Source organism: Mesorhizobium sp. PAMC28654 (assembly GCF_020616515.1).
In the GTDB taxonomy this organism is placed as follows: Bacteria; Pseudomonadota; Alphaproteobacteria; order Rhizobiales; family Rhizobiaceae; genus Mesorhizobium.
In genome coordinates this window covers 2,165,809-2,188,696 of the sequence record NZ_CP085135.1, presented here as the reverse complement: position 1 = coordinate 2,188,696, position 22,888 = coordinate 2,165,809, and the positions used below count along the sequence as shown (strand labels likewise).

The 22,888-nt window shown below is 61.8% G+C and carries 22 protein-coding genes and 1 pseudogene; 14 read left to right on the top strand and 9 right to left on the bottom strand.

What is annotated here, in order from left to right; translation table 11 throughout:
- Positions 1-18 precede the first annotated feature (18 nt).
- Together fabI and LGH82_RS11095 are read left to right on the top strand one after the other, a co-directional pair.
- Positions 19-837: an enoyl-ACP reductase FabI gene (gene fabI / locus LGH82_RS11100; RefSeq protein WP_227348525.1), complete on the top strand. Its 819-nt coding sequence runs from the start codon at positions 19-21 to the stop codon at positions 835-837.
- 40 nt (positions 838-877) lie between these two features.
- Positions 878-1,465, top strand: a complete 588-nt coding sequence (locus LGH82_RS11095) for a histidine phosphatase family protein (RefSeq protein WP_227348524.1) — start codon at positions 878-880, stop codon at positions 1,463-1,465.
- Between the two features lie 79 nt (positions 1,466-1,544).
- Here the strand turns inward: LGH82_RS11095 and LGH82_RS11090 are convergent, their stop codons facing one another.
- Positions 1,545-1,805: a DUF1344 domain-containing protein gene (locus tag LGH82_RS11090; protein ID WP_227348523.1), complete on the bottom strand. Its 261-nt coding sequence runs from the start codon at positions 1,803-1,805 to the stop codon at positions 1,545-1,547.
- A 183-nt stretch (positions 1,806-1,988) separates the two neighbouring features.
- Between LGH82_RS11090 and aroC the strand changes: the two are divergent.
- A pseudogene (aroC, locus tag LGH82_RS11085) lies at positions 1,989-3,088 on the top strand (chorismate synthase).
- Positions 3,089-3,210: 122 nt separating this feature from the next.
- Positions 3,211-4,311 (top strand): 3,4-dihydroxy-2-butanone-4-phosphate synthase, encoded by a 1,101-nt coding sequence (gene ribB, locus LGH82_RS11080; RefSeq protein ID WP_227348522.1) that lies wholly within the window; start codon positions 3,211-3,213, stop codon positions 4,309-4,311.
- A gap of 52 nt (positions 4,312-4,363) precedes the next feature.
- Here the strand turns inward: ribB and LGH82_RS11075 are convergent, their stop codons facing one another.
- Positions 4,364-5,584 carry an MFS transporter gene (locus tag LGH82_RS11075; protein ID WP_227348521.1) on the bottom strand — a complete coding sequence of 407 codons (1,221 nt, stop codon included), beginning with the start codon at positions 5,582-5,584 and terminating at the stop codon, positions 4,364-4,366.
- A gap of 118 nt (positions 5,585-5,702) precedes the next feature.
- On the opposite strand from LGH82_RS11075, the gene LGH82_RS11070 reads away from it, so the two are divergent.
- From LGH82_RS11070 to LGH82_RS11035, 8 genes are all read left to right on the top strand, one after another.
- On the top strand, positions 5,703-6,311 hold the full coding sequence (locus LGH82_RS11070; RefSeq protein ID WP_227348520.1) for a TetR/AcrR family transcriptional regulator: 609 nt from the start codon (positions 5,703-5,705) through the stop codon (positions 6,309-6,311).
- 94 nt (positions 6,312-6,405) lie between these two features.
- On the top strand, positions 6,406-7,389 hold the full coding sequence (locus tag LGH82_RS11065; protein WP_227348519.1) for a hypothetical protein: 984 nt from the start codon (positions 6,406-6,408) through the stop codon (positions 7,387-7,389).
- Between the two features lie 90 nt (positions 7,390-7,479).
- Entirely contained in the window at positions 7,480-8,406 is a 927-nt protein-coding gene (locus LGH82_RS11060) for a histone deacetylase family protein (protein ID WP_227348518.1), read from the top strand.
- Positions 8,407-8,409: 3 nt separating this feature from the next.
- Entirely contained in the window at positions 8,410-8,661 is a 252-nt protein-coding gene (locus LGH82_RS11055; RefSeq protein WP_227348517.1) for an exodeoxyribonuclease VII small subunit, read from the top strand.
- Positions 8,662-8,771: 110 nt separating this feature from the next.
- Positions 8,772-9,038, top strand: coding sequence for a DUF2277 domain-containing protein (locus LGH82_RS11050; protein WP_227348516.1), 267 nt, complete (start codon positions 8,772-8,774; stop codon positions 9,036-9,038).
- A 41-nt stretch (positions 9,039-9,079) separates the two neighbouring features.
- The gene (locus tag LGH82_RS11045; protein ID WP_227348515.1) at positions 9,080-10,000 is read left to right on the top strand and encodes a pirin family protein; all 921 of its coding nucleotides are present in this window, start codon (positions 9,080-9,082) and stop codon (positions 9,998-10,000) included.
- Between the two features lie 87 nt (positions 10,001-10,087).
- Entirely contained in the window at positions 10,088-12,001 is a 1,914-nt protein-coding gene (gene dxs / locus LGH82_RS11040) for a 1-deoxy-D-xylulose-5-phosphate synthase (RefSeq protein WP_227348514.1), read from the top strand.
- Between the two features lie 147 nt (positions 12,002-12,148).
- A complete protein-coding gene (locus LGH82_RS11035) occupies positions 12,149-12,445 on the top strand; it encodes a hypothetical protein (RefSeq protein WP_227348513.1) in 297 nt (98 codons plus the stop codon).
- A gap of 98 nt (positions 12,446-12,543) precedes the next feature.
- Here the strand turns inward: LGH82_RS11035 and LGH82_RS11030 are convergent, their stop codons facing one another.
- Positions 12,544-12,945, bottom strand: coding sequence for a GFA family protein (locus LGH82_RS11030; protein ID WP_227348512.1), 402 nt, complete (start codon positions 12,943-12,945; stop codon positions 12,544-12,546).
- A 171-nt stretch (positions 12,946-13,116) separates the two neighbouring features.
- Between LGH82_RS11030 and LGH82_RS11025 the strand changes: the two genes are divergently transcribed.
- On the top strand, positions 13,117-13,881 hold the full coding sequence (locus LGH82_RS11025) for a TlyA family RNA methyltransferase (RefSeq protein WP_227348511.1): 765 nt from the start codon (positions 13,117-13,119) through the stop codon (positions 13,879-13,881).
- Entirely contained in the window at positions 13,878-15,113 is a 1,236-nt protein-coding gene (locus LGH82_RS11020; RefSeq protein WP_227348510.1) for a class I SAM-dependent RNA methyltransferase, read from the top strand. Before LGH82_RS11025 ends, LGH82_RS11020 begins: the two co-directional genes overlap by 4 nt.
- Positions 15,114-15,537: 424 nt before the next feature.
- Here LGH82_RS11020 and xdhB read toward each other — a convergent pair whose 3' ends face one another.
- The 6 genes from xdhB to LGH82_RS10985 form a co-directional block, all read right to left on the bottom strand.
- The gene (xdhB, locus tag LGH82_RS11010) at positions 15,538-17,865 is read right to left on the bottom strand and encodes a xanthine dehydrogenase molybdopterin binding subunit (protein ID WP_227348509.1); all 2,328 of its coding nucleotides are present in this window, start codon (positions 17,863-17,865) and stop codon (positions 15,538-15,540) included.
- The gene (xdhA, locus tag LGH82_RS11005; protein WP_227348508.1) at positions 17,858-19,351 is read right to left on the bottom strand and encodes a xanthine dehydrogenase small subunit; all 1,494 of its coding nucleotides are present in this window, start codon (positions 19,349-19,351) and stop codon (positions 17,858-17,860) included. The genes xdhB and xdhA overlap by 8 nt, the downstream gene beginning before the upstream one ends.
- Before the next feature lie 69 nt (positions 19,352-19,420).
- Positions 19,421-19,906, bottom strand: coding sequence for a nucleoside deaminase (locus LGH82_RS11000; RefSeq protein ID WP_227348507.1), 486 nt, complete (start codon positions 19,904-19,906; stop codon positions 19,421-19,423).
- Between the two features lie 52 nt (positions 19,907-19,958).
- Entirely contained in the window at positions 19,959-20,867 is a 909-nt protein-coding gene (puuE, locus tag LGH82_RS10995; protein ID WP_227348506.1) for an allantoinase PuuE, read from the bottom strand.
- A 44-nt stretch (positions 20,868-20,911) separates the two neighbouring features.
- Positions 20,912-21,964 (bottom strand): urate hydroxylase PuuD, encoded by a 1,053-nt coding sequence (locus tag LGH82_RS10990; protein ID WP_227348505.1) that lies wholly within the window; start codon positions 21,962-21,964, stop codon positions 20,912-20,914.
- A 99-nt stretch (positions 21,965-22,063) separates the two neighbouring features.
- Positions 22,064-22,867 (bottom strand): GntR family transcriptional regulator, encoded by an 804-nt coding sequence (locus tag LGH82_RS10985; protein WP_227348504.1) that lies wholly within the window; start codon positions 22,865-22,867, stop codon positions 22,064-22,066.
- Positions 22,868-22,888 lie beyond the last annotated feature (21 nt).

Below are 22,888 nucleotides of genomic sequence, written 5' to 3'. Positions count from 1 at the left end.
CTTGCGGAGAGCGCTCACATGGCGGGTGGACAGGGCCTTATGGCCGGCAAGCGCGGCCTTATCCTCGGCGTCGCCAACAATCGATCGATCGCCTACGGCATCGCCAAGGCCTGCGTCGATCATGGAGCCGAGATCGCGCTGACCTACCAGGGCGAAGCGTTCAAGAAGCGCGTCGAGCCTTTGGCGGCTGAACTGGGCGCCTTTGTTGCAGGCCATTGCGACGTCACCGATCCGGCGAGCCTCGATGAGGTTTTCGCCAATGTCGCCAAGCATTGGGGCAAGCTCGATTTCCTCGTCCATGCCATCGCTTTTTCCGACAAGGACGAGCTGACCGGCCGCTATGTCGAGACGACGCGCGACAATTTCCTGCGGACCATGGACATTTCGGTCTATTCTTTCACCACCATCGCCAAGCGTGCCGAGGCGCTGATGACCGACGGCGGGTCGCTGCTGACGCTGACCTACTACGGTGCGGAAAAGGTGATGCCGCACTACAACGTCATGGGTGTCGCCAAGGCGGCGCTGGAAGCCAGCGTGCGCTATCTGGCTGTTGACCTCGGCGCCAAGAAGATTCGCGTCAATGCGATCTCCGCTGGCCCGATCAAGACGCTGGCCGCATCCGGCATCGGTGACTTCCGCTACATCCTGAAGTGGAACGAGTACAATTCACCGCTGAAGCAGACAGTCACCCAGGAGGAAGTCGGTGATTCCGCCGTCTATTTCCTCTCCAATCTTTCGCGTGGCGTCACCGGCGAGATCCATCATGTCGATTCCGGCTATCACGTCGTCGGCATGAAGGCGGTCGACGCGCCGGACATTTCGACGGTCAAGGATTAGCACCGCCGATCGTTCGTCCCTATCCCTTCCGGAAGGCCTTATGTACCCGCTGGTCTATATCGCGCGCCACGGCCAGACAGCGTGGAACGCCGAATACCGGCTGCAGGGCCAGGCCGACACCGACCTCAACGCGCGCGGTCGCGAGCAGGCGACCCGGAATGGGCATCGGCTGGCTGGACTTCTTGGAAGTCCCGAGGACTTTGACTTTGTCGCCAGCCCGATGAAACGGACGCGCGAGACCATGGAGCGTATACGCGCGGCGGTGAAGCTCGATCCCGAGGCCTATCATACCGATTCTCGCCTCGTCGAAGTCAACTTCGGCGACTGGCAAGGTTTTACCTTTCCCGAGCTCGAAACGCGGTACCCGGGGGTGAGCAGGACACGGGCCTTGGACAAATGGAATTTCCGGCCGCCCGGCCAGGATGCCGAAAGCTACCAGATGCTGCTCGAGCGGGTAAAACCCTGGTTCGACGCGTTGACCCGCCAGACCGTTTGCGTCACGCATGGCGGTGTCATCAGGACGCTGTTTCGCTTCGTGGAAGGCGTGCCCGAGCAGGACGCGGCGAACCTGGAAGTGCCGCAGGATCGTATATTGCGACTTCAGGGCCAGCATCTGGAGTGGTTGTAGCGCCAACAAAACTTCGGCCCGAAAACCGGAAGCGATTTTCGGGCCGTTGCTATGTTGGGTCTGGAGTGCCGCCAGCGTCCTAGTTGGCGGAGCTGTCCGGCAATTCCATGTCGGTGACGACGTTCTCGCCGTTCGTCACGTCGTAAGCGATGACGATATCCATGCCCGGCTTCAGTGCATCGAGATCGGTTTCGGCATTCAGCTTGTAGGACTTGCCGTCGTCGAGCGTCAGCGTCAGCGCGTCCTTGTCGACCTTCTTGATGAGGCCCTCGGTCTGGCCGGCGAAAGCAGCGGTGGAGAGCAGCAGGGTGGCGGCAACAGCGCCAATCAGGGTACGCATATTCGTCCTCTTTGGTCATTGCGCCGGCACTGTGGCGGCGGATCCTCAACGGCGTATGGAAGAAAGCAGAAATCAGCCGAATGTGTCAAAACTTAAACGGCTGGGATGACAGTTTGACCACCGCAAAAAACGCCAATAGAAGGCAGGCTTCACCCGGCTCCGCTGCCGGCAGGGCTGGTTTGCATGTCTCACAATACGTTCGGCCATCTTTTCAGAGTCACCACTTGGGGCGAAAGCCATGGCCCGGCACTGGGCTGCGTCGTCGATGGCTGCCCACCCGGCATCCGCTTCACGCGTCAGGAGATCCAGGCCGAGCTCGACAAACGTCGGCCCGGCCAGTCGCGTTTCGTCACACAACGCCGTGAACCCGATGAGGTGAAGGTGCTGTCCGGCTTCGTGCTCGACGAGGACGGCGAGACCATGTCACCACCGGCACGCCGGTTTCGATGATGATCGAGAATGTCGACCAGCGCTCGAAGGACTACGGCGAGATCGCCCGCCAGTACCGCCCTGGCCATGCCGACTACACCTATGACGTCAAATACGGCATACGCGACTATCGCGGCGGCGGCCGCTCCTCGGCGCGCGAAACCGCGGCCCGCGTCGCCGCCGGCGCCCTGGCCCGCAAAGTCGTCCCCGGCATGGTGGTGCGCGGCGCGCTGGTGTCGATGGGCGAAAAGTCGATCGACCGCGCCAACTGGAACTGGAATTTCATCGGCGATGCCGAGAACCCATTCTTCACGCCTGATCCGGCTTCCGTTCCCGTCTTCACCAAATATCTCGACGGCATCCGCAAGGCCGGTTCCTCGGTCGGCGCTGTCATCGAGATCGTCGCCGATGGCGTTCCTCCAGGCCTGGGCGCACCGATCTATGCCAAGCTCGACCAAGACATTGCTTCAGGCCTGATGTCGATCAACGCCGTCAAGGGCGTCGAGATCGGCAACGGCTTCGAGGCCGCCCACATCACTGGCGAGCAGAATGCCGACGAGATGCGCATGGGCAATGACGGCAAGCCGGTTTTCCTGTCCAACCATGCCGGCGGCATCCTTGGCGGCATTTCGACGGGCCAGGCCATCGTCGCGCGCTTCGCCGTCAAGCCGACCTCGTCGATCCTGACGCCGCGAAAGTCGATCGACAAGGACGGCAACGACGTCGAGGTGATGACCAAGGGCCGCCACGATCCATGCGTTGGCATCCGCGCCGTGCCGATCGGCGAGGCGATGGTTGCCTGCGCAATCGCTGATCACTATCTGCGTCACCGCGGACAAACTGGGAGGGAGTAGGGCAGTAAGGCAGTAGGGGAGTATGTTACGCTACCCGCCGAGACAGCCGGTTTTTCCTTTTCCCTACTCCCGTACTGCCCTATTCCCTTACTCCCCTATTCCGTGAGCGAAGCGAGCGTTCCATGCCCTACGATCAGAAGAAAATCGTCGAAGCCCTGCGTGCCTTCGAGCGCGGCGAAATCGTCGTCGTCATGGACGATGATGGGCGCGAAAACGAGGGCGACCTGATCGTTGCCGCCGTGCATTGCACGCCGGAGAAGATGGCGTTCATCGTGCGCCACACCTCCGGCATCGTCTGCACGCCGATGCCGCGTGAGGAGGCCAAGCGCCTCAACCTTTCGCCGATGGTCGCCGACAATGATTCGGCCCACACCACGGCCTTCACCGTCAGCGTCGATTTCAAGCACGGCACCACGACGGGCATTTCGGCCGAGGACCGCACGCTGACCGTTCGCAATCTCGCCAACGGCAATGTCGGCGGCGCCGACTTTGTCCGCCCTGGCCATATCTTTCCGCTGATCGCGCGCGAGGGCGGCGTGCTGATGCGCTCGGGCCATACCGAGGCGGCTGTCGATCTGTGCAAGCTCGCCGGCCTGCCGCCGGTCGGCGTCATTTCCGAACTGGTCAATGACGACGGCACCGTCAAGCGCGGCCCGCAAGTCGCGGCCTTCGCCGAAGAGCACGGTCTCAAGCAGGTTTCTGTCGCCGATCTCATCGCCTACCGCCAACGCAAGGAAACGCTGGTCGAGCGCGTGGCTTGCTCTGAAATCGATACGCTTGGCGGCAAGGCACAAGTCTTCACCTACACGCTGCCTTGGGACTCGATGCATCATGTCGCCATTGTCTTCGGCGACATCCGCGACGGCGAGGACGTGCCGGTGCGCCTGCACTCGGAAGATGTCGTGACCGACGTCTTCGGCACCAGCCACAGGCTGGACGGCGTCATGAAAGCCATGGGCGAGCGCAAGCGTGGCGTCATCGTCTATCTGCGCGAGGGCTCAGTCGGCGTTGCCCACCAGGAGCGCAAGCGCCCCGTTTCCGGTGACCGCGAGGATCATGAAGAAGCCCAACGCCGGGAGAATGAGTGGCGCGAAATCGGGCTTGGCGCCCAGATTCTGAAGGATCTCGGCATTTCCTCGATCAACCTGATCGCCTCGCGCGAACGTCACTATGTCGGCCTCGAAGGGTTTGGCATTCATATCGCCAAGACCGAGATTCTCTGAACGTAACCGCGAAAAGCGCCTGGTCTATTCGAACCGGGCGCTTTATGCGCTATTAGGCGGGAACGACGGCTGCTTCGCTGCCGCTCGGATCGTCTTTGCGGGCGGCAAGGCTGCGCTGGCCAAGCAGGACCGTAACCAGTGCGGTGGCACCAGACGCCACCGATAGCCAGAACCCGTTCTGCGCGCCGAACGCGTCCACCACCGCGCCGGCGGCGAACGAGCCCAGCGCCATGCCGATGCCAATGCCGGTGGTTACCCAGGTGATGCCCTCGGTCAGCATCGCCTCCGGCACATGCCGCTCGATCAGGCCGAACGCCGTGATGAAGGTCGGCGAGATCGCCACGCCGCTGATGAAGACTGTCAGCGCCAGCAGGGGCACGGTGTCGGCGAGGAGCGGCAGCAATGCGGTGAGTGCGATGATGGCGACCGCGATCGCGAGCTGGCGTTGTAGCGGTGCCTTCAGGTTGAGCGCGCCGACAATGATGCCGAGGACGAACGATCCCAGCGCATAGACGCCGATGACGAGGCTTGCGGCGCTCGGCTGGCTAAGCTCCTTGGTGAGCGCCACGGTGCTCACTTCCGTGGTCGCGAAGGTCGCACCGATGAAGATCAGGGCGAAGGTGATGATCTGAACCGGCCGCAGGCGGATTGCCGAGCCGCGCGAGCGATGTTCCGCCGACCGCACTTGCGGCTCGCTCGAGCGCTGCAGGATGAAGGCTGTCGAACCGAAGGCGAGGAACAATGTGCTCGCCAGCATTCCCGCTTCCGGAAACAGAGCGGCACTCAAGCCCACCGACAGCGATGCCCCGGCAATATAGACCAGTTCGTCCGCCGCCGACTCGAAGGCGAACGCGGTGTTCATCTCCGGCCGTCCCCGGAAAATCTCGGTCCAGCGCGCGCGCACCATTGCGGGCATGCTGGGCATGGCCGCGGCCAGCAGCGCCGACAGGAACAATGTCCACACCGGCCAATCCTGATTGGCCGCGACGATCAGAACCGCGAAAGCCAGCACGGAGATGATGGTGGTGGGCACGACGATGCGTGTCTGCCCGAGGCGATCCACCAGCCTTGACGTCTGCGGCGCGACGAATGCGTTGGCCAGCGCGAATGTCGCGGAGACGGCGCCGGCAAGCCAGTATTCGCCACGCGTCTGCGACAGCATCGCCACGATCCCGATTGGAGCCATGGCAATCGGCAGGCGCGCCATGAAGCCCGCGGCCGCAAAGCCTTTGGCTCCGGGAGCGCGAAAGATTTCCGAGCAGGGGTTTTGCATGGGGTTCCTCGACAAAGAGAGGTTCGACAATTACATACGAAGCGTATAAATGTCAGATAGTTCATACGCTTCGTATGTCAATTGGCATACGCGGCGTATGTAGATAGGGCCAGAAGCCATGCACAAGCCTCGCAAGGAGATGATAGCCGAGACGCGCGCGAAGCTTATCGCCGCCGCCCGTCATGCTTTCGGCACGACCGGCTATGCCGCAGCCTCGATGGATGATTTCACCGCGTCGGCCGGACTGACGCGCGGCGCGCTCTATCATCACTTCGGTGACAAGAAAGGCCTGCTGCAGGCGGTGATCGCCGAGATCGACGGCGAGATGGCTGCTCGGGTGAACGAGGTCGCGTCGAGAGCGCCGACCCGCTGGCAGCGCTTCGTTGACGAATGCACAACCTACATCGAGATGGCGCTGGAACCGGAAATCCAGCGCATCATGTTCCGGGACGGCCCGGCCGTGCTGGGAGATCCCGCGCAATGGCCGAATGCCAATGCATGCGTCGCTTCAATGGCCGATCATCTGGCCACGCTGCAGGACGGGGGGGTGGTCGTCGCCAGCCTTGACCCCGAAACCGCCGCGCGGCTGATCAACGGGGCGAGCAGCCAGGCGTCGCAGCGGATCGCCAATTCGAAGGACCCTGAAGCGACCTCGAAAAAGGTGGTGGCTGCGTTCAAGCAACTGCTCGAAGGCTTGCTCAAAAAGCCGGGTTCGCAGCCGGACTGACATTCCCACCGCGGTCCAGCGCCCACTGCCCACGATTGACAATAGCCGGTTTGAGCGCATCCTCCTCAGCCATCTCTGAGGGGAGATTCGGGGCATGTGGGATTTCGAGATCGGCAGGTCTGTGTCCATCATGGTGCGGACATGGCCCTTCATCGTCTTTCGCATGATCGTCTATTTCGGCATCACGCTGGCCTACATCGTGGCGACCGGTACCGGTGCCAGTGTCGGCTATGGCGTTGGCCATATCTCCACCGACCCTGACGGCCCATTGTCGTTTGCCATGTGGGGTGGCGTGGTCGGTTTCGGTCTCGTCTCCATCGCCGTCTACTGGATTCGCGAATACATCCTCTACATCGTCAAGGCCGGCCATATCGCGGTCATGGTGCATCTGATCGACGGCCAGGATGTCCCCGATGGGCAGAGCCAGATTGCCTATGCCAAGGAGGTCGTCACTCACCGCTTTGCCGAAGCCAGCACTCTTTTCATCGTCGACCAGTTGGTCAAGGGCGCCATCCGTGCCGTCACCGGCCTGATCGGCGGCATTGCCGCTTTCCTGCCCATTCCCGGCCTGAGTGGCCTTGTCAGCTTCATCAACGCGGTGATCCGCCTGTCGCTGACCTATGTCGATGAGATCATCCTAGGCTACAACATCCGCATCAATTCCTCCTCGCCCTTCGAGACCGCGCGGCAAGGCGTCGTTCTCTACGCCCAGAATGGCAAGGCCATGGTCAAGAATGCCGTCTGGCTGTCCGTCATCATGTGGGGCGTGTCCTTCGTCATCTTTCTGCTGATGCTGGCGCCGGCCGGCGCCATTCTTTTTCTGATGCCCGGGCAACTCGCCGGCTGGGCCTTCGTGCTCGCCATCGTCTTTGCCTGGGCCTTCAAGGCGGCATTCATCGAACCCTTCGCCATCGCCTGCCTGATGCAGGTCTATTTCAAGGCTATCGAAGGCCAGGCGCCCAATCCCGACTGGGACCGGAAGCTGGCCGAGGTGTCCTCGAAATTCAGGGACCTCAAGGACAAGGCGCGGGCTTCCTTCGGCGGCTCGCGCTGGACCGAGCCTAGACCCAGTACCTAACCCTGTTGCCAGCCTCTAAACCCTGTTGAATGTCGCCCTTTCGATCAGCGAAAACATGGTCAAAGTGGCCGGGCGCGCCTATATCGGGACATGGTCACAAGGCTCTATACCCACCCGATCTTCCTCGAGCACTTGACGCCGCCCGGTCATCCCGAGCGGCCCGATCGGTTGCGCGCGATCGAACGCGTGCTCGATGACGAGCCCTTTGCCGCGCTGGACCGGGTAAAGGCGTCGGAAGGCGACGAAGCCACCATTCTCTATGCGCATCCCGCCGATTTCGTTGCACGCGTCCGAGCCGCCATTCCCGACGAGGGCATCGCTCGCATCGATGCGGATACCATGGCCAGCCCGAAGAGCTGGCAGGCGGTGATCACGGCGATCGGTGCGGCCAATGCCGCTGTCGACGACGTTTTCGAAGGCCGTGCCGACAATGTCTTCGTCGCCGCGCGGCCACCCGGCCACCATGCCGAGAAGACGACAGCCATGGGCTTCTGCCTATTCAACACTGCGGCAATCGCCGCGCGCTATGCGCAGAAGAAACATGGCGCCGAACGCGTCGCCGTGGTCGACTGGGACGTGCATCACGGCAATGGCACGCAGGACATTTTCTGGGACGACCCGTCCGTGCTCTACTGTTCCACGCACCAGATGCCGCTTTATCCCGGTACCGGAGCGAAGAACGAAACCGGTGCCGGCAATATCGTCAACGCGCCGCTGGGGCCGCAGACCGGCAGCGAGGTTTTTCGCGACGCCTTCCTGTCGCGCGTCCTGCCGGCCCTCGATAGTTTCGCGCCTGATCTGATCATTATCTCCGCCGGTTTCGACGCGCATCACCGCGACCCGCTGGCCGAGATCAACCTGACCGAGGATGATTTCGACTGGGCGACCGGCCAGTTGCTTGAGCGCGCCGGGCGCCACAGCGGCAACCGGCTCGTCAGCCTGCTCGAGGGCGGCTACGATCTGCAGGGATTGGCATTTTCGGTCGCCGCCCATGTCGGGCGACTGATGAAAGGATAGACCATGGCTGGTGAGACCAACGAAGACGTCAAGGCGATGAGCTTCGAGCAGGCTCTCGACGCGCTGGAGAAGATCGTTGATGATCTGGAGCGTGGTGACGTGCCGCTCGATCAGTCGATCAAGATTTACGAGCGTGGCGAGGCCCTGAAGCTGCACTGCGACCGCTTGCTGAAGGCCGCCGAGGATAAGGTCGAGAAGATCAGGCTTTCGCGCGACGGAAAGCCCGTTGGTGTTGAACCGCTCGATGCGGATTGAGGCGCGTCTGGGCCACGGCCTCGCCTCATCGGTTTTTGGACATGATCATGATCGAGGATAGAATTCGTCCCGATTGAAATGGCCCCAGGACGAGAGGAGGTTCGGAAACGATGTGCAGAAACATCAAGACCCTGTTCAATTTTGACCCGCCGGCAACCCATGACGAAGTGCACGACGCGGCGCTCCAGTTCGTCCGCAAGCTGAGCGGAACGACGCGGCCCTCGAAGCAGAACCAGCACGCGTTCGACCATGCGGTCGAAGCAATCGCCGCATCCGCGCGCGAGCTTCTCGATTCCCTTGAAACCAATCAGCATCCGCGCAACCGTGAAGAAGTGGCGGCCAAACTGCGGGCAAAGGCGGCGATCCGTTTTGCCTGAAAGCGGCCAACGCGGCCCTTGACCGCCGACAAGGAGAGTTCATGAGCTTCTTCCCCGGAAAAGACCCAGAAGCCGGCGATGCCTTTGCCAGCGATCAGATCGAACTGATGGTGATCCCGAACGCCAAGGACATTGGCGGCTTTGAGGTGCGCCGCGCTCTGCCGACCGCCAAAAGGCGGCTGGTCGGTCCCTTCATCTTCTTCGATCGCATGGGCCCGGCGATCCTGCGGGCCGGCCACGCGCTCGATGTCCGTCCGCACCCACATATCGGCCTGTCGACGGTGACCTATCTGTTCGACGGCAAGATTAGGCATCGCGATTCACTCGGCACCGAAATGGTGATCAAACCTGGTGACGTGAACCTGATGACCGCCGGGCGCGGCATCGTTCATTCCGAGCGCACGCCGGAAGAACTGCGCGGCGCACCGATGTCGATCTCCGGCCTGCAGACATGGCTGGCGCTGCCGGACGACAAGGAAGAGGTGGCGCCGGTTTTCGAGAACACCGCTGCCTCGCGCCTTCCAGAGATCGGCACCGAAGGCGTCGGCGGACGCGTTGTCATCGGCGACTTCGCCGGGCTACGGTCGCCGGTCAAGACGGCCTCCGACACGCTCTATGCCGACCTTCGGCTTGCACCCGCAGCCAAGGTGCAAATCCCGGCCGATGCCGAGGAGCGCGCCATCTATACGCTGGAAGGCGACGTCTCGATTTCCGGCGACGTTTTTCCCGCGGAACGCCTGTTGGTGTTCCGGCCCGGTGACGAGATCGTCGTTTCGTCGGAACGCGGGGCGCATTTCATGCTGTTTGGCGGCGCCTCGCTCGGCTCGAAGCGCTACATCTGGTGGAATTTTGTGTCATCGTCAAAGGAACGCATCGAGCAGGCAAAGGAAGAATGGAAGACGGGTCGTTTCGATATCGTTCCTGGGGACGAGAAAGAATTCATTCCGTTGCCGGAAGGCTAGGGCCACGGCTGATCCGCGTCACTGACACGCATTTACTTTCGCCAGCCGGCGGCCTATCCGGCCGATGAACAGAAAGCCTGAGCACCCGTGAACGCAACCCCGCATACGCCGCTTCTCGACAAGGTCCGCATTCCGGCCGACCTGCGCACGCTTGCCGAGAACGATCTGCCGCAATTGGCATCCGAGCTTCGCGCCGAGCTGATCGACGCGGTTTCTCTCACCGGCGGGCATCTCGGCGCGGGCCTTGGCGTGGTCGAACTGACGGTTGCGCTGCATTATGTCTTCAACACGCCGGACGACCGGCTGATCTGGGACGTCGGCCATCAGGCCTATCCGCACAAGATCCTGACCGGCCGCCGCGATCGTATCCGCACGCTGCGACAGGAAGGGGGCCTGTCCGGCTTCACCCGGCGCGTCGAGAGCGAATATGATCCCTTCGGTGCGGCGCATTCATCGACCTCGATCTCCGCCGGCCTCGGCATGGCCGTCGCCCGCGACCTCTCGGGCGGGCGCAACAACGTCATCGCCATCATCGGCGACGGCTCAATGTCGGCCGGGATGGCGTATGAAGCGATGAACAATGCAGGCGCGCTCGACGCCCGCCTGATCGTTATCCTCAACGACAACGACATGTCGATCGCACCGCCGACCGGCGCCATGAGCGCCTATCTGGCGCGCCTGGCATCGGGCAAGACCTATGTCGGTCTCCGCGATTTCAGCAAGAAGCTGACCTCCTATCTCGGCAAACGCGCCGATCGCGCCATCACCCGGGCGGTCGAGCATGCACGCGGCTACGTCACGGGCGGCACGCTGTTCGAGGAACTGGGTTTTTGTCATATCGGGCCGATCGACGGTCACAATCTGGAGCACCTTATCCCGGTGCTGAAGAACGTGCGCGACAATGGCAAGGGCCCGGTGCTGATCCATGTCGTCACCCAGAAGGGCAAGGGTTACGCGCCGGCGGAAGCCGCCGCCGACAAGTATCACGGCGTCAACAAGTTCGATGTCATCACCGGCGCGCAGGCCAAGGCGCCTGCCAACGCGCCGGCCTACACCAAGGTCTTCGCTGAAAGCCTGATCCGGGAAGCTCGTGAGGACGATCGTATCGTCGCCGTCACCGCAGCCATGCCCAGCGGCACCGGACTCGACCTGTTCGGTGAAGCATTCCCGTCAAGGACCTTCGATGTCGGCATTGCCGAGCAGCATGCGGTGACCTTCGCCGCAGGTCTCGCCACGGAAGGCTACAAGCCCTTTGCCGCCATCTATTCGACCTTCCTGCAGCGCGCTTACGACCAGGTCGTCCACGACGTTGCGATCCAGAAGCTGCCGGTGCGTTTCCCCATCGATCGCGCCGGCTTCGTTGGCGCCGATGGTGCCACTCATTGCGGCGCTTTCGACACGACCTTCCTGGCGACGCTGCCCGGTTTTGTCGTCATGGCGGCGGCGGACGAGGCTGAGCTTCGCCACATGGTGCGCACGGCGGCAAGCTACGATGATGGTCCGATTGCCTTCCGTTATCCGCGCGGCAACGGCGTCGGCGTCGACATGCCGGAACGTGGCTCGGTTCTCGAGATCGGCAAGGGCCGGATCGTCAGGGAGGGCACCAAGGTTGCCTTGCTGTCCTTCGGTACGCGGTTGCAGGATTGCCTCATGGCCGCCGAAGAACTTGGCGCGGCGGGGCTTTCCACCACGGTCGCCGACGCTCGTTTCGCCAAGCCGCTCGACGAGGATCTGATCCGGCGGCTGGCTCGCTCGCACGAGGTTCTGGTCACGGTGGAGGAGGGCGCGGTCGGCGGCTTCGCCAGCCACGTGCTGCAGTTCCTCGCCCATGACGGACTGCTGGAAAGCGGCTTGAAAGTGCGCCCGCTGGTGCTGCCCGACGCATTCACCGACCACGCCAAGCCCGAGAAGATGTATGCCGATGCGGGACTGGATGCCGCCGGCATCGTGCGCACCGTATTCACCGCGCTCGGACACGCGGTCCGCGCACAGCGCGCCTGACTCAAAGCCTGAAGGGTTTGAATCAGTTTGCCTACTTGATTTATTAACCTATTGTTAACGCTGACTTTTGGCGTTTTGCTTACCGTGTCTCTTGGCCGTTTTCAACGGCGCCCTGCTAAAAAACGCCCAGGCAGGGAGACAGCGAGAATGAAGACGTTTCTGGGCGCCATGGCCTTCTTGCTGGCTGTTGGCGCACCGGCAGGGGCCGAAACGCGCTATGACCGCAACCTCGAAAAGGCGGTGAAGGACATTGTCGCCGGCAAGATCGGCGGCATCCGTGGTGGCTTCTCCTACAAGCAAGCGCCTCAACTGGTGGTCCTGCCGGATGCCACGCCGCAGCCAGCAATGCCCGCCGCGGCCGAGCCGCACAAGGAAGCTTCCGGCAATGGCAATGACGGTCTGATGCCGGCCGTCGAGCGTCAGGTTTCGCGGACGATTTTCTAGAGCAATTACAGGAAAAGTGCGTAGCGGTTTTCCGTCTGAAATTGCGTTAAAACAAAGAGAAAGAGCTGTTCTGCGTTTCCGTGAAACGATGAACCGCTCTAGAACCACATGTCGCGCACGCACCGGCCGTCACTCGGCAGGTCCTCGAATGTCTCAAGGCCATCGAAATGGTCGATCGCAAGGTCGGCGACGGCCTCGGGCGGCGCAAGCCTGATATTGACGGCTATCCGGGTCCGGCCGGTGGAACTTGCGCGCAAACCACGCCAGGCCAGGACGCAGCCGCATGTCGGACAGAACAGGATCTCAAGCGAAGGAGCATCCTTTCCGGCGCGCCTATAGACGCTCATCGGTCCCGCAACGCGGATACGTTCGTCGACATAGTCGTAAGCCCAGAGCGCGCCGTAGCGACTGCAAAGCGTGCAATTGCAGGCCGTGATCGACCCGGGATCACCCTCCAGCGTCCAGTGAGCAGCACCACAATGACAGCGTCCTGTCAGCATCCTGCCTCCCTACCAACTGCAAACGGCATCCCGTCCCCGGACATTGTGCCCGACCCCTAGCGATATTCAACATGCTCAGCAGCGGTCTGATGCGTTCGCCCGTTTTGGATCGATATCCTTGTCACGCCTCAATGTCCTTGCCTTCGCCGCCGGCTTTCGCCAATGAAGGTCATGAACTCCCCGCAGCCAGCCAGCACACGCCAGCGGCTCGACGAACTCCTCGTCGAGCGCGGCTTGTTTGCCAGCCGCTCGCGTGCCCGTGACGCGGTGGAACGTGGCACGGTGACGGTTGATGGCGTCCTTGCCCGCAAGCCCGGTCAGACCGTCCAGCGCCAATGCATCATTGCGGTCGATGACCCGGCCCAGGGCTACGTTTCACGTGCGGCGCTCAAGCTGATCGCGGGGCTCGACCATTTCGGCCTCGGTCCGGCTGGCCGTGAGGCGCTCGACATCGGCGCCTCGACTGGCGGGTTCACCCAGGTCTTGCTCGAACGCGGCGCTTCCCATGTCACGGCTCTCGATGTTGGCCATGGGCAGATGCATCCCGATATTGGCGTTGATCCGCGCGTGACGGTCATCGAAGGGTTGAACGCGCGCGATCTCACAGTCGCCGATCTCGGCGATCGCATTCCTGACTTCATCGTTTCGGATGTGAGCTTCATCTCGCTGAAACTGGCGCTGCCGCCGGCGCTCGCCATCGCCGGGGCCGGTGCGGGTGCCGTATTCCTGGTCAAGCCGCAATTCGAGGCGGGCAGGGAAGCGATAGGCAAGGGCGGCCTGTTGCAGGATCCCTATGATGCCGCCCGTGTCGCTGGCCTGCTGCAGGACTGGCTGGACGCCGTTCCCGGCTGGCGTTCGCTCGGGCTGCACCTGTCACCCATCGAAGGCGGTGACGGTAATCGCGAATTCCTGCTGGGTGGGATCAAGGATCGATGAGCGCACGCTTCACCATCAGGAAACTTGGCTCCCAGGGCGACGGCATAGCCGAGACGGAGAGCGGTGATCTGTTCATTCCCTTCACGCTGCCCGGCGAGGTCGTCACCGCAGCACGCGAAAGGGACCGCGCCATGCTGATGGCTGTGCTGGAGGCCTCGTCGCTGCGCGTCGACCCCGCGTGCCGCCATTTCACGGAATGTGGCGGTTGCGCGCTCCAGCATCTCGAGGCCGATGCCTATCGCCAGTGGAAACGCGACAAGGTGGTACACGCCTTGAAGGGCATCGACTGCGAGGTCGGCGAGCTGGTCGCCTGTGCACCGCACACGCGCCGCCGTGTCGTGCTTGCCGCTCGGCGCGCCGAAACAGGCATGGTGCTCGGCTTCAATCGCCACCTGTCGCCGGAAATCATTTCCATATCGGAATGCCCGATCTCGCTACCCGAGATCGTCAGCGCGCTGGGTCAGCTGAAAGCGCTGGCCGAGTTGGTATGCGCCACCACCAAATCGTTTCGGCTGGCCGTCACCGTGACTGGCTCGGGCCTTGATATCGCGGTGCATGAATCCGGCAAGCTCGGCGAACATCAGCGCCGCATCGCGGCCAATTTTGTCATCGCGCAAGGCTTTGCCAGGCTGTCCATAGATGACGAGATCATCATCGAACCAAGGAAGCCGGTGGTCATGTTCGGCAGCGTCGCTGTCGCCGTGCCGCCTGGCGCCTTCCTGCAGGCGACCGAGGCCGCCGAGCAGACCATGGCCGATATCGTCAGCGGGCATCTGAAGCGTGCCAAGAAGATCACCGACCTTTTCGCCGGCTGCGGCAGCTTTGCCCTGCGGCTTGCGGCGAAGTCGGAAGTCCATGCCGTCGAAGGCGACGCGGCCGCCCTTTCGGCGCTTGACCGGGGATCACGCTTCGCGACAGGACTGAAGCGGGTGACTGGCGAACGCCGAGACCTGTTCCGCCGGCCGCTCACCTTCAAGGAGTTGAATGCCTTCGATGGTCTTGTGTTCGACCCGCCTCGTGCTGGCGCCGAGGACCAGTCGAAGCAGATCGCCCGCTCGGATGTTCCGCTTGTCGCTGCGGTATCCTGCAATCCGGTGACGCTGGCGCGAGATTTGCGCATCCTGCTTGATGGTGGCTACACTTTGAAAAGCGTGACGCCGATCGACCAGTTCCTGTGGTCGCCGCATGTCGAGGCGGTGGCGCTGCTGGAGAAGCCGAGACGAAGGCGCTGAGTGATTCCATATCCGTTGGGGTTGGAATGCGTATAACTGGCGCTATGCTTCTTGCACGCTTTCATGTCCCGCCGCCTTCGCGGCCTTGACGAGCTTGCGATCGAAGGTCGCGAAGCTCCCGCAATGGACGGATTTTCCCAGGTGCAGTGCATCCCGGGCGCCGCTTTGGACTTGGAACGCGGAGGTATTCGGGACACCGTTTGAGTGCCCGGCTAGGGCTTATCATCCTCCTCCTGTCGCAGTGCAAAATCTGAACATTTGCCGGGGTTAATTAATTATCGCTATCCTCTTGGCTCCGGCTTTATGTGGCGCGCGGCAGCTGGGCGGCGCAGGCGACCTTGCTTTGCTTGTGATAGGCGGCCTTGCGCACCGAAACCTTCCATGCCTCAACCCAGGCTCGTTCCGGCCATGGCGTTGAAACGACCTACTCGGCGGCCCGATCCATGGCGTTCAAGATAGCCTCGGCAGTGGCCGGCGCATTCATCCCCGGCCAAGGTCTGTCAGGGTGAGTCTGCCTGACCGCATCGCACAATGCGGAGAAGACGGAGATACCGAGGCATAGAGGAGGCTCGCCGATGGCTTTCGATTTATAGACCGATTCCACCGAGTTCTCGCTCCATTCCGCGAACGCCATGCGCAGGTCGCGTGGCCGGTCGCTGCAGGCGGGGATTTTATACGTCGATGGGGCATGAGTCGTCAGTCTGCCCTTTGGATCCCAGACGATCTCTTCCGTGGTCATCCAGCCCATCCCCTGAATGAAGCCGCCTTCCAACTGGCCGAAATCGATTGCCGGATTGAGCGACTTCCCCACGTCATGAAGAATGTCGACGCGCGTCACCTTGTTCTCGCCCGTAAGTGTCTCGACGATCACTTCGGCAACCGCGGCACCGTAGACATAGTATCTGTGCGGCTGTCCCGTCAGCGCTATCGAGTCATATTGGTTGAGTGGCGACTTGTAGTGCCCCGAAGCCGAGAGCGCGACACGATTCATGTAGGCGAGGTGAATCACCTCCCGGAAGGGCATATCCTGATTGCCGATACGGATGCGGTTCGGCATGAAGACGACCTGGTCTTCCGCCACCTTGAAATGGCTGGCGGCAAACTCGGTAATTCGCCTCCTGATCTTGGCTGCCGCGATCTGCGCGGCGGCGGCGTTGAGGTCCGTTCCAGAGGACGCCGCCGTCGCCATCGTGTTCGGTACCTTGTCGGTCGACGTGGCGGTTACGCGGATGTTGTCGACGTCGATCTGAAGCTCCTGCGCCACCACTTGGGCGACCTTCATAAACAGGCCCTGGCCCATCTCGATGCCGCCGTGATTGAGCATCACCGATCCATCCTCATAGACGTGGAGAAGCGCTCCGGCCTGATTGAGAAAATTCACCCCGAAACCGATGCCGTACTTGATCGGCGTCAGCGCAATGCCCTTTTTGAGATAGCGAGAGGTCGCATTGAACCGGGCGACCTCGGCTCGGCGCTGGTGATAGTCCGACGAAGCCTCGAGCTCAGGGATCAGCCTGTGCAGGATGTTGTCCTTCACGACGGCGTTGAACGGCGTCGTGTCATACCCGTCACGGTAGAAATTCCGCTTGCGGACTTCCAGGGGGTCGAGCCCCAGATGATAGGCAACGGCGTCGACGACGCGCTCGATCGCAAACATGCCCTGCGGGCTGCCGAAGCCGCGAAAGGCGACCGCGGTTACCGTATGCGACTTGCATGCGTATCCGGTAAAGCGGACATTCGGTAGATAATAGCAATTGTCTGCGTGAAACAGCGCCCTGTTCAGGACCGGAACGGACTGATCCAGCGAATTGCCGCACCGCGCATGGAAATCGAGTTCGACGCCGAGCAACAAGCCGTCGCCGTCGAACCCAACATCGTAGTCGACGAAGAATTCGTGGCGCTTGCCGGTGATATACATGTCGTCGTCGCGGTCCAGGCGGCATTTTGCCGGCCGTCCCGTCTTGCGCGTCACCAGGGCGGCGATGGCGGCGAAATGCGTCGCCATCGTTTCCTTGCCGCCGAAGCCGCCGCCCAGGCGCCGGGTCTCGACGATGACATGGCTCGAGGAGACGCCCAGTACGCGGGACACGATATGCTGGACGGCCGACGGGTCTTGGGTGGAGCAGTAGATCATTACCGCGCCATCCTCCGCTGGGACGGCAAGCGAGATCTGGCCTTCGAGGTAGAAGTGCTCCTGAGCACCGTTGGAGACGCGACCCTTGAGGCGGTGGGGCGCGCTAGCGAGCGCGCCGGCACTGTCACCGCGTGCCAGCGTCCGCAGCGGCGCCAAAAAGAATTCCTGCCGCACGGCTTCATCGACATCCAGAATGACAGGCAATTCCTCGAACTGCACCTTGGCTAGCCTGGCGGCCTGCCGCGCCGAGTGGATGTCCTCCGCTACAATGGCATACATTACCTGGCCGGCATATTCGACGAGCTGGTCCGACAAGATACGATCGTCGTCAGTGCCGCCGTGGCTGAAGTCATTGGTGCCCGGTATGTCTTTGGCTGTCAGCACACAGACGATGCCAGGAGCAGCCTCGACCGCCGAGAGATCGCAGGCAATCACGCGCCCATGCGCGACGGGACTGCGAACAGGCAGGATCTGGACTGTTCCGGCGGGCTCCCTCAGATCGTCGATATACTCGGCCGCGCCGGTCACATGCTTGCGGGCGCTTTCGTGCTGAAGCCTGTCATGGACCGCCCCTCGGATGCGGTCGACGGTTGGGTTCTGTCGCCGGGCGTCATGCATGGTCGCGGGACCTCACCGTTTCGATGATTCTCGTGCCGGCATCGACCTGCGTGGTTTCGACGAGAAACTTGCGAAGCAGATTTGCGGCGACCCGGCTGCGATATGACGAGCTGGCCCGCATGTCCGTCATGGGTGCGTAGTCCGCGGCCAATTTCACAACCGCCTTTTCAATCGTCAGCTCGGACCACGGCTGGCCGACGATGGCCGCTTCGCAAGCCGAGGCCCTCTTGGGCGTTGCCGCCATGCCGCCGAAACAGATTCGGATATCGTCCACCAGCCCGTTGGCGATGCTGACGGCGAAGGCGCCGCAGACCGCCGATATGTCCTGGTCGAAGCGCTTGGATATCTTGTAGGCGGCGAATTTCTGGTTTGGCCGCAGCTTTGGCAGGATAACCGCTTCGACGAACTCTCCCGGGCTCCGGTCCTGCTTGCCGTAGGCGACGAAGAAATCCTCGAGAGGAAGTTCGCGCCGACCCTCGATGCCGTTGAGCACAAGGATCGCGCCGAGAGCGATCAGGGCAGGTGGGCCGTCGCCGATCGGCGATCCGTTTGCGATGTTGCCGCCGATCGTAGCCTGATTGCGTACCTGCTGCGAACCGATCCGCCTGACCAACTCGCCGAGGTCTTTGTGGTGCGCTTCCAGCGGGGCATGCAGTTCGTCATAGGTTGCGGCGGCCCCGATGACGAGGCGGTCCGTTTCCTCGACGATCTGCTTCAATTCCCGAACCTCGCCCACTGAGATGATGTGCTGGAGCCGCATATGGCGTTTGGTGACCCACAGGCCGATATCCGTCGCGCCGGCCACGATCGTCGCCATCGGGTTTTCTTTCAAGCAGGCGATCAATTGCTCGGTCGAGCGCGGCGCCTGGAAGCTACGGTCGCCGGCCTTGACGAAGAGCGGCCGCTCGTCCGCCTGCAACGCGCGGAGCTGGTCCATGTCTTCGGTCCTGGCGGTTGCAAGGTTGCGCTCATGCGCTGCCTTGCATCTATCCCTGGCCGCCTCGATGATCGGCCCGTATCCTGTGCAGCGACACAGATTGCCTGCCAGCGCATCTTCTATTTCGCAAATGGTCGGGACCGGCTTTTCCTTCGAAAGGACGTACATCGACATGACGAAGCCAGGTGTGCAGAAACCGCATTGCGACCCGTCCCGCGCGATCATCGCTTCCTGGATCGGATGCAACTCGCCGTCGCGGGCGAGATCTTCCAGCGTGATGAGATGCCTGCTGTCGAGCATCGGCAGGAACTGGATGCAACTGTTCACCGCGCGATAGTGCATGCGACCGTCCACCAGTTCGCCCACCGCAACGGTGCATGCGCCGCAATCGCCTTCGGCACAGCCTTCCTTCGTTGCCTTCTTCCCGGCTATCGTCCGCAGATAGTCTAGAACGGTGATGGTGGTGTCGACCGTTTCATGCTCGCGGATCTTGCCGTCAAACACGAAACGTATCCTTGACCTGGAACGGTCTCCCACGTCGGCGCTCACTTTATCCTCCTTGTGAAGCAGGTCGACTGCCTGTCCCTGGTATCCTCCGGGACAGGCGAGGCCTTCATGTCAGTCCCAGAAGCCTTCATGGGCTTTCAGGATTTCGCCTTCGAGTTCAGGGAACGGTCCGCGGACTTCCACCGGCCGGCGCCCGGCTTCGAAAACGGTGCGGCAAGGCAGGTCCATTGTCAGGTTTTCAGGGTGGTCGCCCGTCAACTGTCCCAGGCGGGCCTCGGTCATTCCGAAAACGACGGCACCAAGGCCGGCCCAATAGGCGGTGCCGGAGCACATGCAGCACGGTTCGACCGACGTGTAGAGCGTGCAGCTTCGCAGGTACTCCTCCTCGAACGAGGTGGCCGCCTTGCGTGCCAGATTGGTCTCGGCATGCCCCGGTCCCTTGTCGGTCGTATAGCTGTTCTCGGATTCCAGAACGACCTTTCCCGAGCCGTCGACCAGGACGCAGCCGAACGGGTGATTGCCATGCCCGCGCGATCTGCGCGACACGTCTATCGCGGATCTCAGAAACGTCAGGTCCTGTTCTTTGCTGAATTTCATGTTCGTTACTCCCATTTTCTGTTCTGTCTCCTGGAGGCCGCGTGCGATCTTGCTACCCGACCGATGCAAGGGCGGCTTGGTCGAACGGGAATCGTTCGCGCCAGTGGCGAGCGATGTCCAGGCGCCGGCAAATCCAGATGTCGTCGAAGCCTTGGATATAATCGAGGAAGCGTGACAATGCCTGGATGCGGCCAGGTTTTCCGGCGATCCTGCAATGCAGGCCGATCGATAGCATCCGGGCTTGGCTCCCGCCTTCGGCATAGAGACAGTCGAAGCTGTCCTTGAGATAGGCGAGGAACTGGTCGCCGCAGTTGAACCCCTGCGCGGCGCCGAACTTCATGTCGTTCACATCGAGCGTATAGGGCACGATCAATTGAGGTTTGCCGCCGGCCAATTCCCAATAAGGGATGTCGTCCGAATAAGAATCGGCATCGTAGAGGAAGCCTCCTTCCTCGGCGACGAGGCGACGGGTGTTTGGGCTTATGCGTCCGGTGTACCAGCCCAGCGGGCGGGAGCCCGTCAGTTGGGTGATCGTCTCGACCGACAGCCGGATATGCTCGCGCTCGGTCGCCTCGTCCATGTCGTGGTAGTCGATCCAGCGCCAGCCATGGCTGGCGACCTCGTGCCCGCCTTCCGCAAGCGCCTGTGCTACGCGCGGATTGCGCCGCAGCGCCATGGCTACCGCGAAGGCGGTGAATTTGAGATCTCGGTCATTAAACAGCTTGAGCAGGCGCCAGAAGCCAACCCGGCTGCCATATTCGTAAAGCGACTCCATCGTCAGGCTTCGCGCCTGAAGCAATGGCTGTGTTCCGACCAGTTCGGTCAAATAAGATTCCGACTTGCTATCGCCGTGAAGGATATTGTTTTCCGCGCCTTCTTCGTAGTTGACGACGAACTGGACCGCCAGCCGGGCGCCTCTCGGCCAGCACGGGGCCGGCGTCCGGTCGGCATAGCCAACCATATCCCGGGGATAGGGCGTGTCGTTGGCGGGGAAAATAATGTCATTCAGGCTGATCGATCCCAGAACTGAATTTGCGCCGTCGTGAAGGTGGAGTTGGTGGGATGCTCGGAGTGGCATGCCGTGCAGCGCGCATGAACGACCGCCATGATCCGCGCGTCGGATTGCACCGCTGTGGTGGCCATGGGGGTGTCGGCCGCGGTCGACAGGTCGATTTCCGATACGCCGACCGCCGCGGCCAGCATGGCGAAAGCGCAGGCCAGAAGCCGCCGGTCCGAACGTTCTTTCTTGAGGACCATATTCCGCCAATGTCGCAGCGTGACGCCGAATCCCATCATGAGGAGCAGGATCACCCAGTTCAGCGGATGTCCCGTCGCCAGCGGGAAGTGGATCGACAGCATGGCGAAGATCACAGGCAGGGTGAAATAGTTGTTGTGCTGCGAAACGCGCTTGGCCCGCTCGCCATGCTTCGTGTCGAGCTTTTTACCTGCCCGGATCTGGCGCAACATGGCGATGTGGTTGGGGATAATCACGAAATGCACGCTGAGCACCATGATCGAACCGAGCATCGCGCCGACTTGTATGAAGGCGGCTCGGCCGCCGAACAGGTGGCTGAAAAGCCACGCCGCCGCTGCTGTCGCCACAGTCATCCAGGCGAAGACCACCCGGTCGTCCTGCACGCTTCGGCAGAGCTTGTCGTAGAGCGGCCAAGCCAGTAGTAGCGCGCCGACGCTCAGGGCGATGGCATGCGCCTTCGACAAGATCGCTACGCGCGGGTCGATCAGGTAGACGTCGGCGCCATACCAGTAGAACACGGACATGAGCCCGAGGCCCGTCAACAGGGTAAGCTGTGCCGGGCCGCTATGCGCCAGCATCCGGGAGACATCGCGGTCAGGCCAATATTGCTCGTGATAGTAAAAACTGCCGCCATGCACCTCGTGCAGCGTGCCGCGGACGTTTTCCTTCAACAGGCTATCGCGAGAAGGCCGGACCGAAAGGTCGAACCAGTTAAAATAGAACGATGTTCCGATCCACGCGATGCCAGCCATCACGTGACCCCATCGCAAAAGGATGCCCAACCAATCTAGAAGCTCCGGCATGGCTGCTCTTCATATGCGTCCAAAACGCTGTTGAACTATCTCGCGTCATATTGTGCACAATATGAAAAGATAATGTCAACAGGGAGTTTTGTAGTTCGCCTATGCGCCCGCAAATATCTGCTTCAGAGTCAAGCTTGCAGGTTGCTTGTCGGAAAGATCCAGTTCGCTTTCGATATGGTCGAAGTGATGGCGCTGCGCTGTCAGCGCGCCCATGAGGTCACGCTGCTCGAGCAGCGTGACGATATCCTCGTGATCCGTCTGCGGGCAGACCTGGGCATCTCGCTTCTGGTATGTGGCCAGGATCAGATAGCAGCGCGAGATCAGGCCGGCGAGAAACTCGCTGAGAATGGGATTTTGCGCGCTGGCGGCGAGCGCCATATGGAATTCGCCGGACAGGCGCATGGAGCGCGAGTAGTCGCCGTCCGCCAGCGCCTTCTTCTCCTCCGCGATGATGCGCCGCATTTCGGCAAAATTCTCGACGGTCGCGTGGGCTATGGCGCCATTGATGGTTTCAAGCTCGATGACACGCCTTGCATCCAGCACGTTCCTGGCATCGCGAACCGTGGGGCGCCAGACAAAAGCTCCCCGGTTGGGCTCGAGGCGAACGACATTTTCCTTGGCCAGAAGCAGAAGAACCTTCCTTATCCGGGCGCGGCTTACCTTGAAGACTTCGCATAACGTTTCCTCCGTAAGTTTCGCCCCGGGCAACAGGCGGCGCTCCGCAATCGCGCGATGGATGTCCTCGTAGATCACTTGCTCACGGGAGCGGCTGCCCCGGGCCTTCGACTGTCGGTTCAAGGGATCGTCTTTCTTATGAGGCATGTGAAAACAATCATACTCCGAAAAAATGGCTATGTGCGGTCGTTTTGTCCACAACAGCCGCGGGTAAGTCGGGTCACTCATTCGGCAACGGTATTGTGCACA

Excerpts from the sequence above, each read along its gene's own strand:
- LGH82_RS11070 (WP_227348520.1), top strand. The coding sequence starts at position 5,703 with ATGCACAAGCCTCGCAAGGAGATGATAGCCGAGACGCGCGCGAAGCTT.
- LGH82_RS11025 (WP_227348511.1), top strand. The coding sequence starts at position 13,117 with ATGAACTCCCCGCAGCCAGCCAGCACACGCCAGCGGCTCGACGAACTC.
- LGH82_RS11020 (WP_227348510.1), top strand. The coding sequence starts at position 13,878 with ATGAGCGCACGCTTCACCATCAGGAAACTTGGCTCCCAGGGCGACGGC.
- LGH82_RS11055 (WP_227348517.1), top strand. The coding sequence starts at position 8,410 with ATGGCTGGTGAGACCAACGAAGACGTCAAGGCGATGAGCTTCGAGCAG.
- ribB (WP_227348522.1), top strand. The coding sequence starts at position 3,211 with ATGCCCTACGATCAGAAGAAAATCGTCGAAGCCCTGCGTGCCTTCGAG.
- fabI (WP_227348525.1), top strand. The coding sequence starts at position 19 with ATGGCGGGTGGACAGGGCCTTATGGCCGGCAAGCGCGGCCTTATCCTC.
- LGH82_RS11075 (WP_227348521.1), bottom strand. The coding sequence starts at position 5,584 with ATGCAAAACCCCTGCTCGGAAATCTTTCGCGCTCCCGGAGCCAAAGGC.
- LGH82_RS11090 (WP_227348523.1), bottom strand. The coding sequence starts at position 1,805 with ATGCGTACCCTGATTGGCGCTGTTGCCGCCACCCTGCTGCTCTCCACC.
- LGH82_RS11060 (WP_227348518.1), top strand. The coding sequence starts at position 7,480 with ATGGTCACAAGGCTCTATACCCACCCGATCTTCCTCGAGCACTTGACG.
- LGH82_RS11095 (WP_227348524.1), top strand. The coding sequence starts at position 878 with ATGTACCCGCTGGTCTATATCGCGCGCCACGGCCAGACAGCGTGGAAC.
- LGH82_RS11035 (WP_227348513.1), top strand. The coding sequence starts at position 12,149 with ATGAAGACGTTTCTGGGCGCCATGGCCTTCTTGCTGGCTGTTGGCGCA.
- LGH82_RS11045 (WP_227348515.1), top strand. The coding sequence starts at position 9,080 with ATGAGCTTCTTCCCCGGAAAAGACCCAGAAGCCGGCGATGCCTTTGCC.
- LGH82_RS11000 (WP_227348507.1), bottom strand. The coding sequence starts at position 19,906 with ATGAAATTCAGCAAAGAACAGGACCTGACGTTTCTGAGATCCGCGATA.
- puuE (WP_227348506.1), bottom strand. The coding sequence starts at position 20,867 with ATGGTTGGCTATGCCGACCGGACGCCGGCCCCGTGCTGGCCGAGAGGC.
- xdhB (WP_227348509.1), bottom strand. The coding sequence starts at position 17,865 with ATGCATGACGCCCGGCGACAGAACCCAACCGTCGACCGCATCCGAGGG.
- LGH82_RS11050 (WP_227348516.1), top strand. The coding sequence starts at position 8,772 with ATGTGCAGAAACATCAAGACCCTGTTCAATTTTGACCCGCCGGCAACC.
- LGH82_RS11065 (WP_227348519.1), top strand. The coding sequence starts at position 6,406 with ATGTGGGATTTCGAGATCGGCAGGTCTGTGTCCATCATGGTGCGGACA.
- LGH82_RS11030 (WP_227348512.1), bottom strand. The coding sequence starts at position 12,945 with ATGCTGACAGGACGCTGTCATTGTGGTGCTGCTCACTGGACGCTGGAG.
- LGH82_RS10990 (WP_227348505.1), bottom strand. The coding sequence starts at position 21,964 with ATGCCGGAGCTTCTAGATTGGTTGGGCATCCTTTTGCGATGGGGTCAC.
- LGH82_RS10985 (WP_227348504.1), bottom strand. The coding sequence starts at position 22,867 with ATGAGTGACCCGACTTACCCGCGGCTGTTGTGGACAAAACGACCGCAC.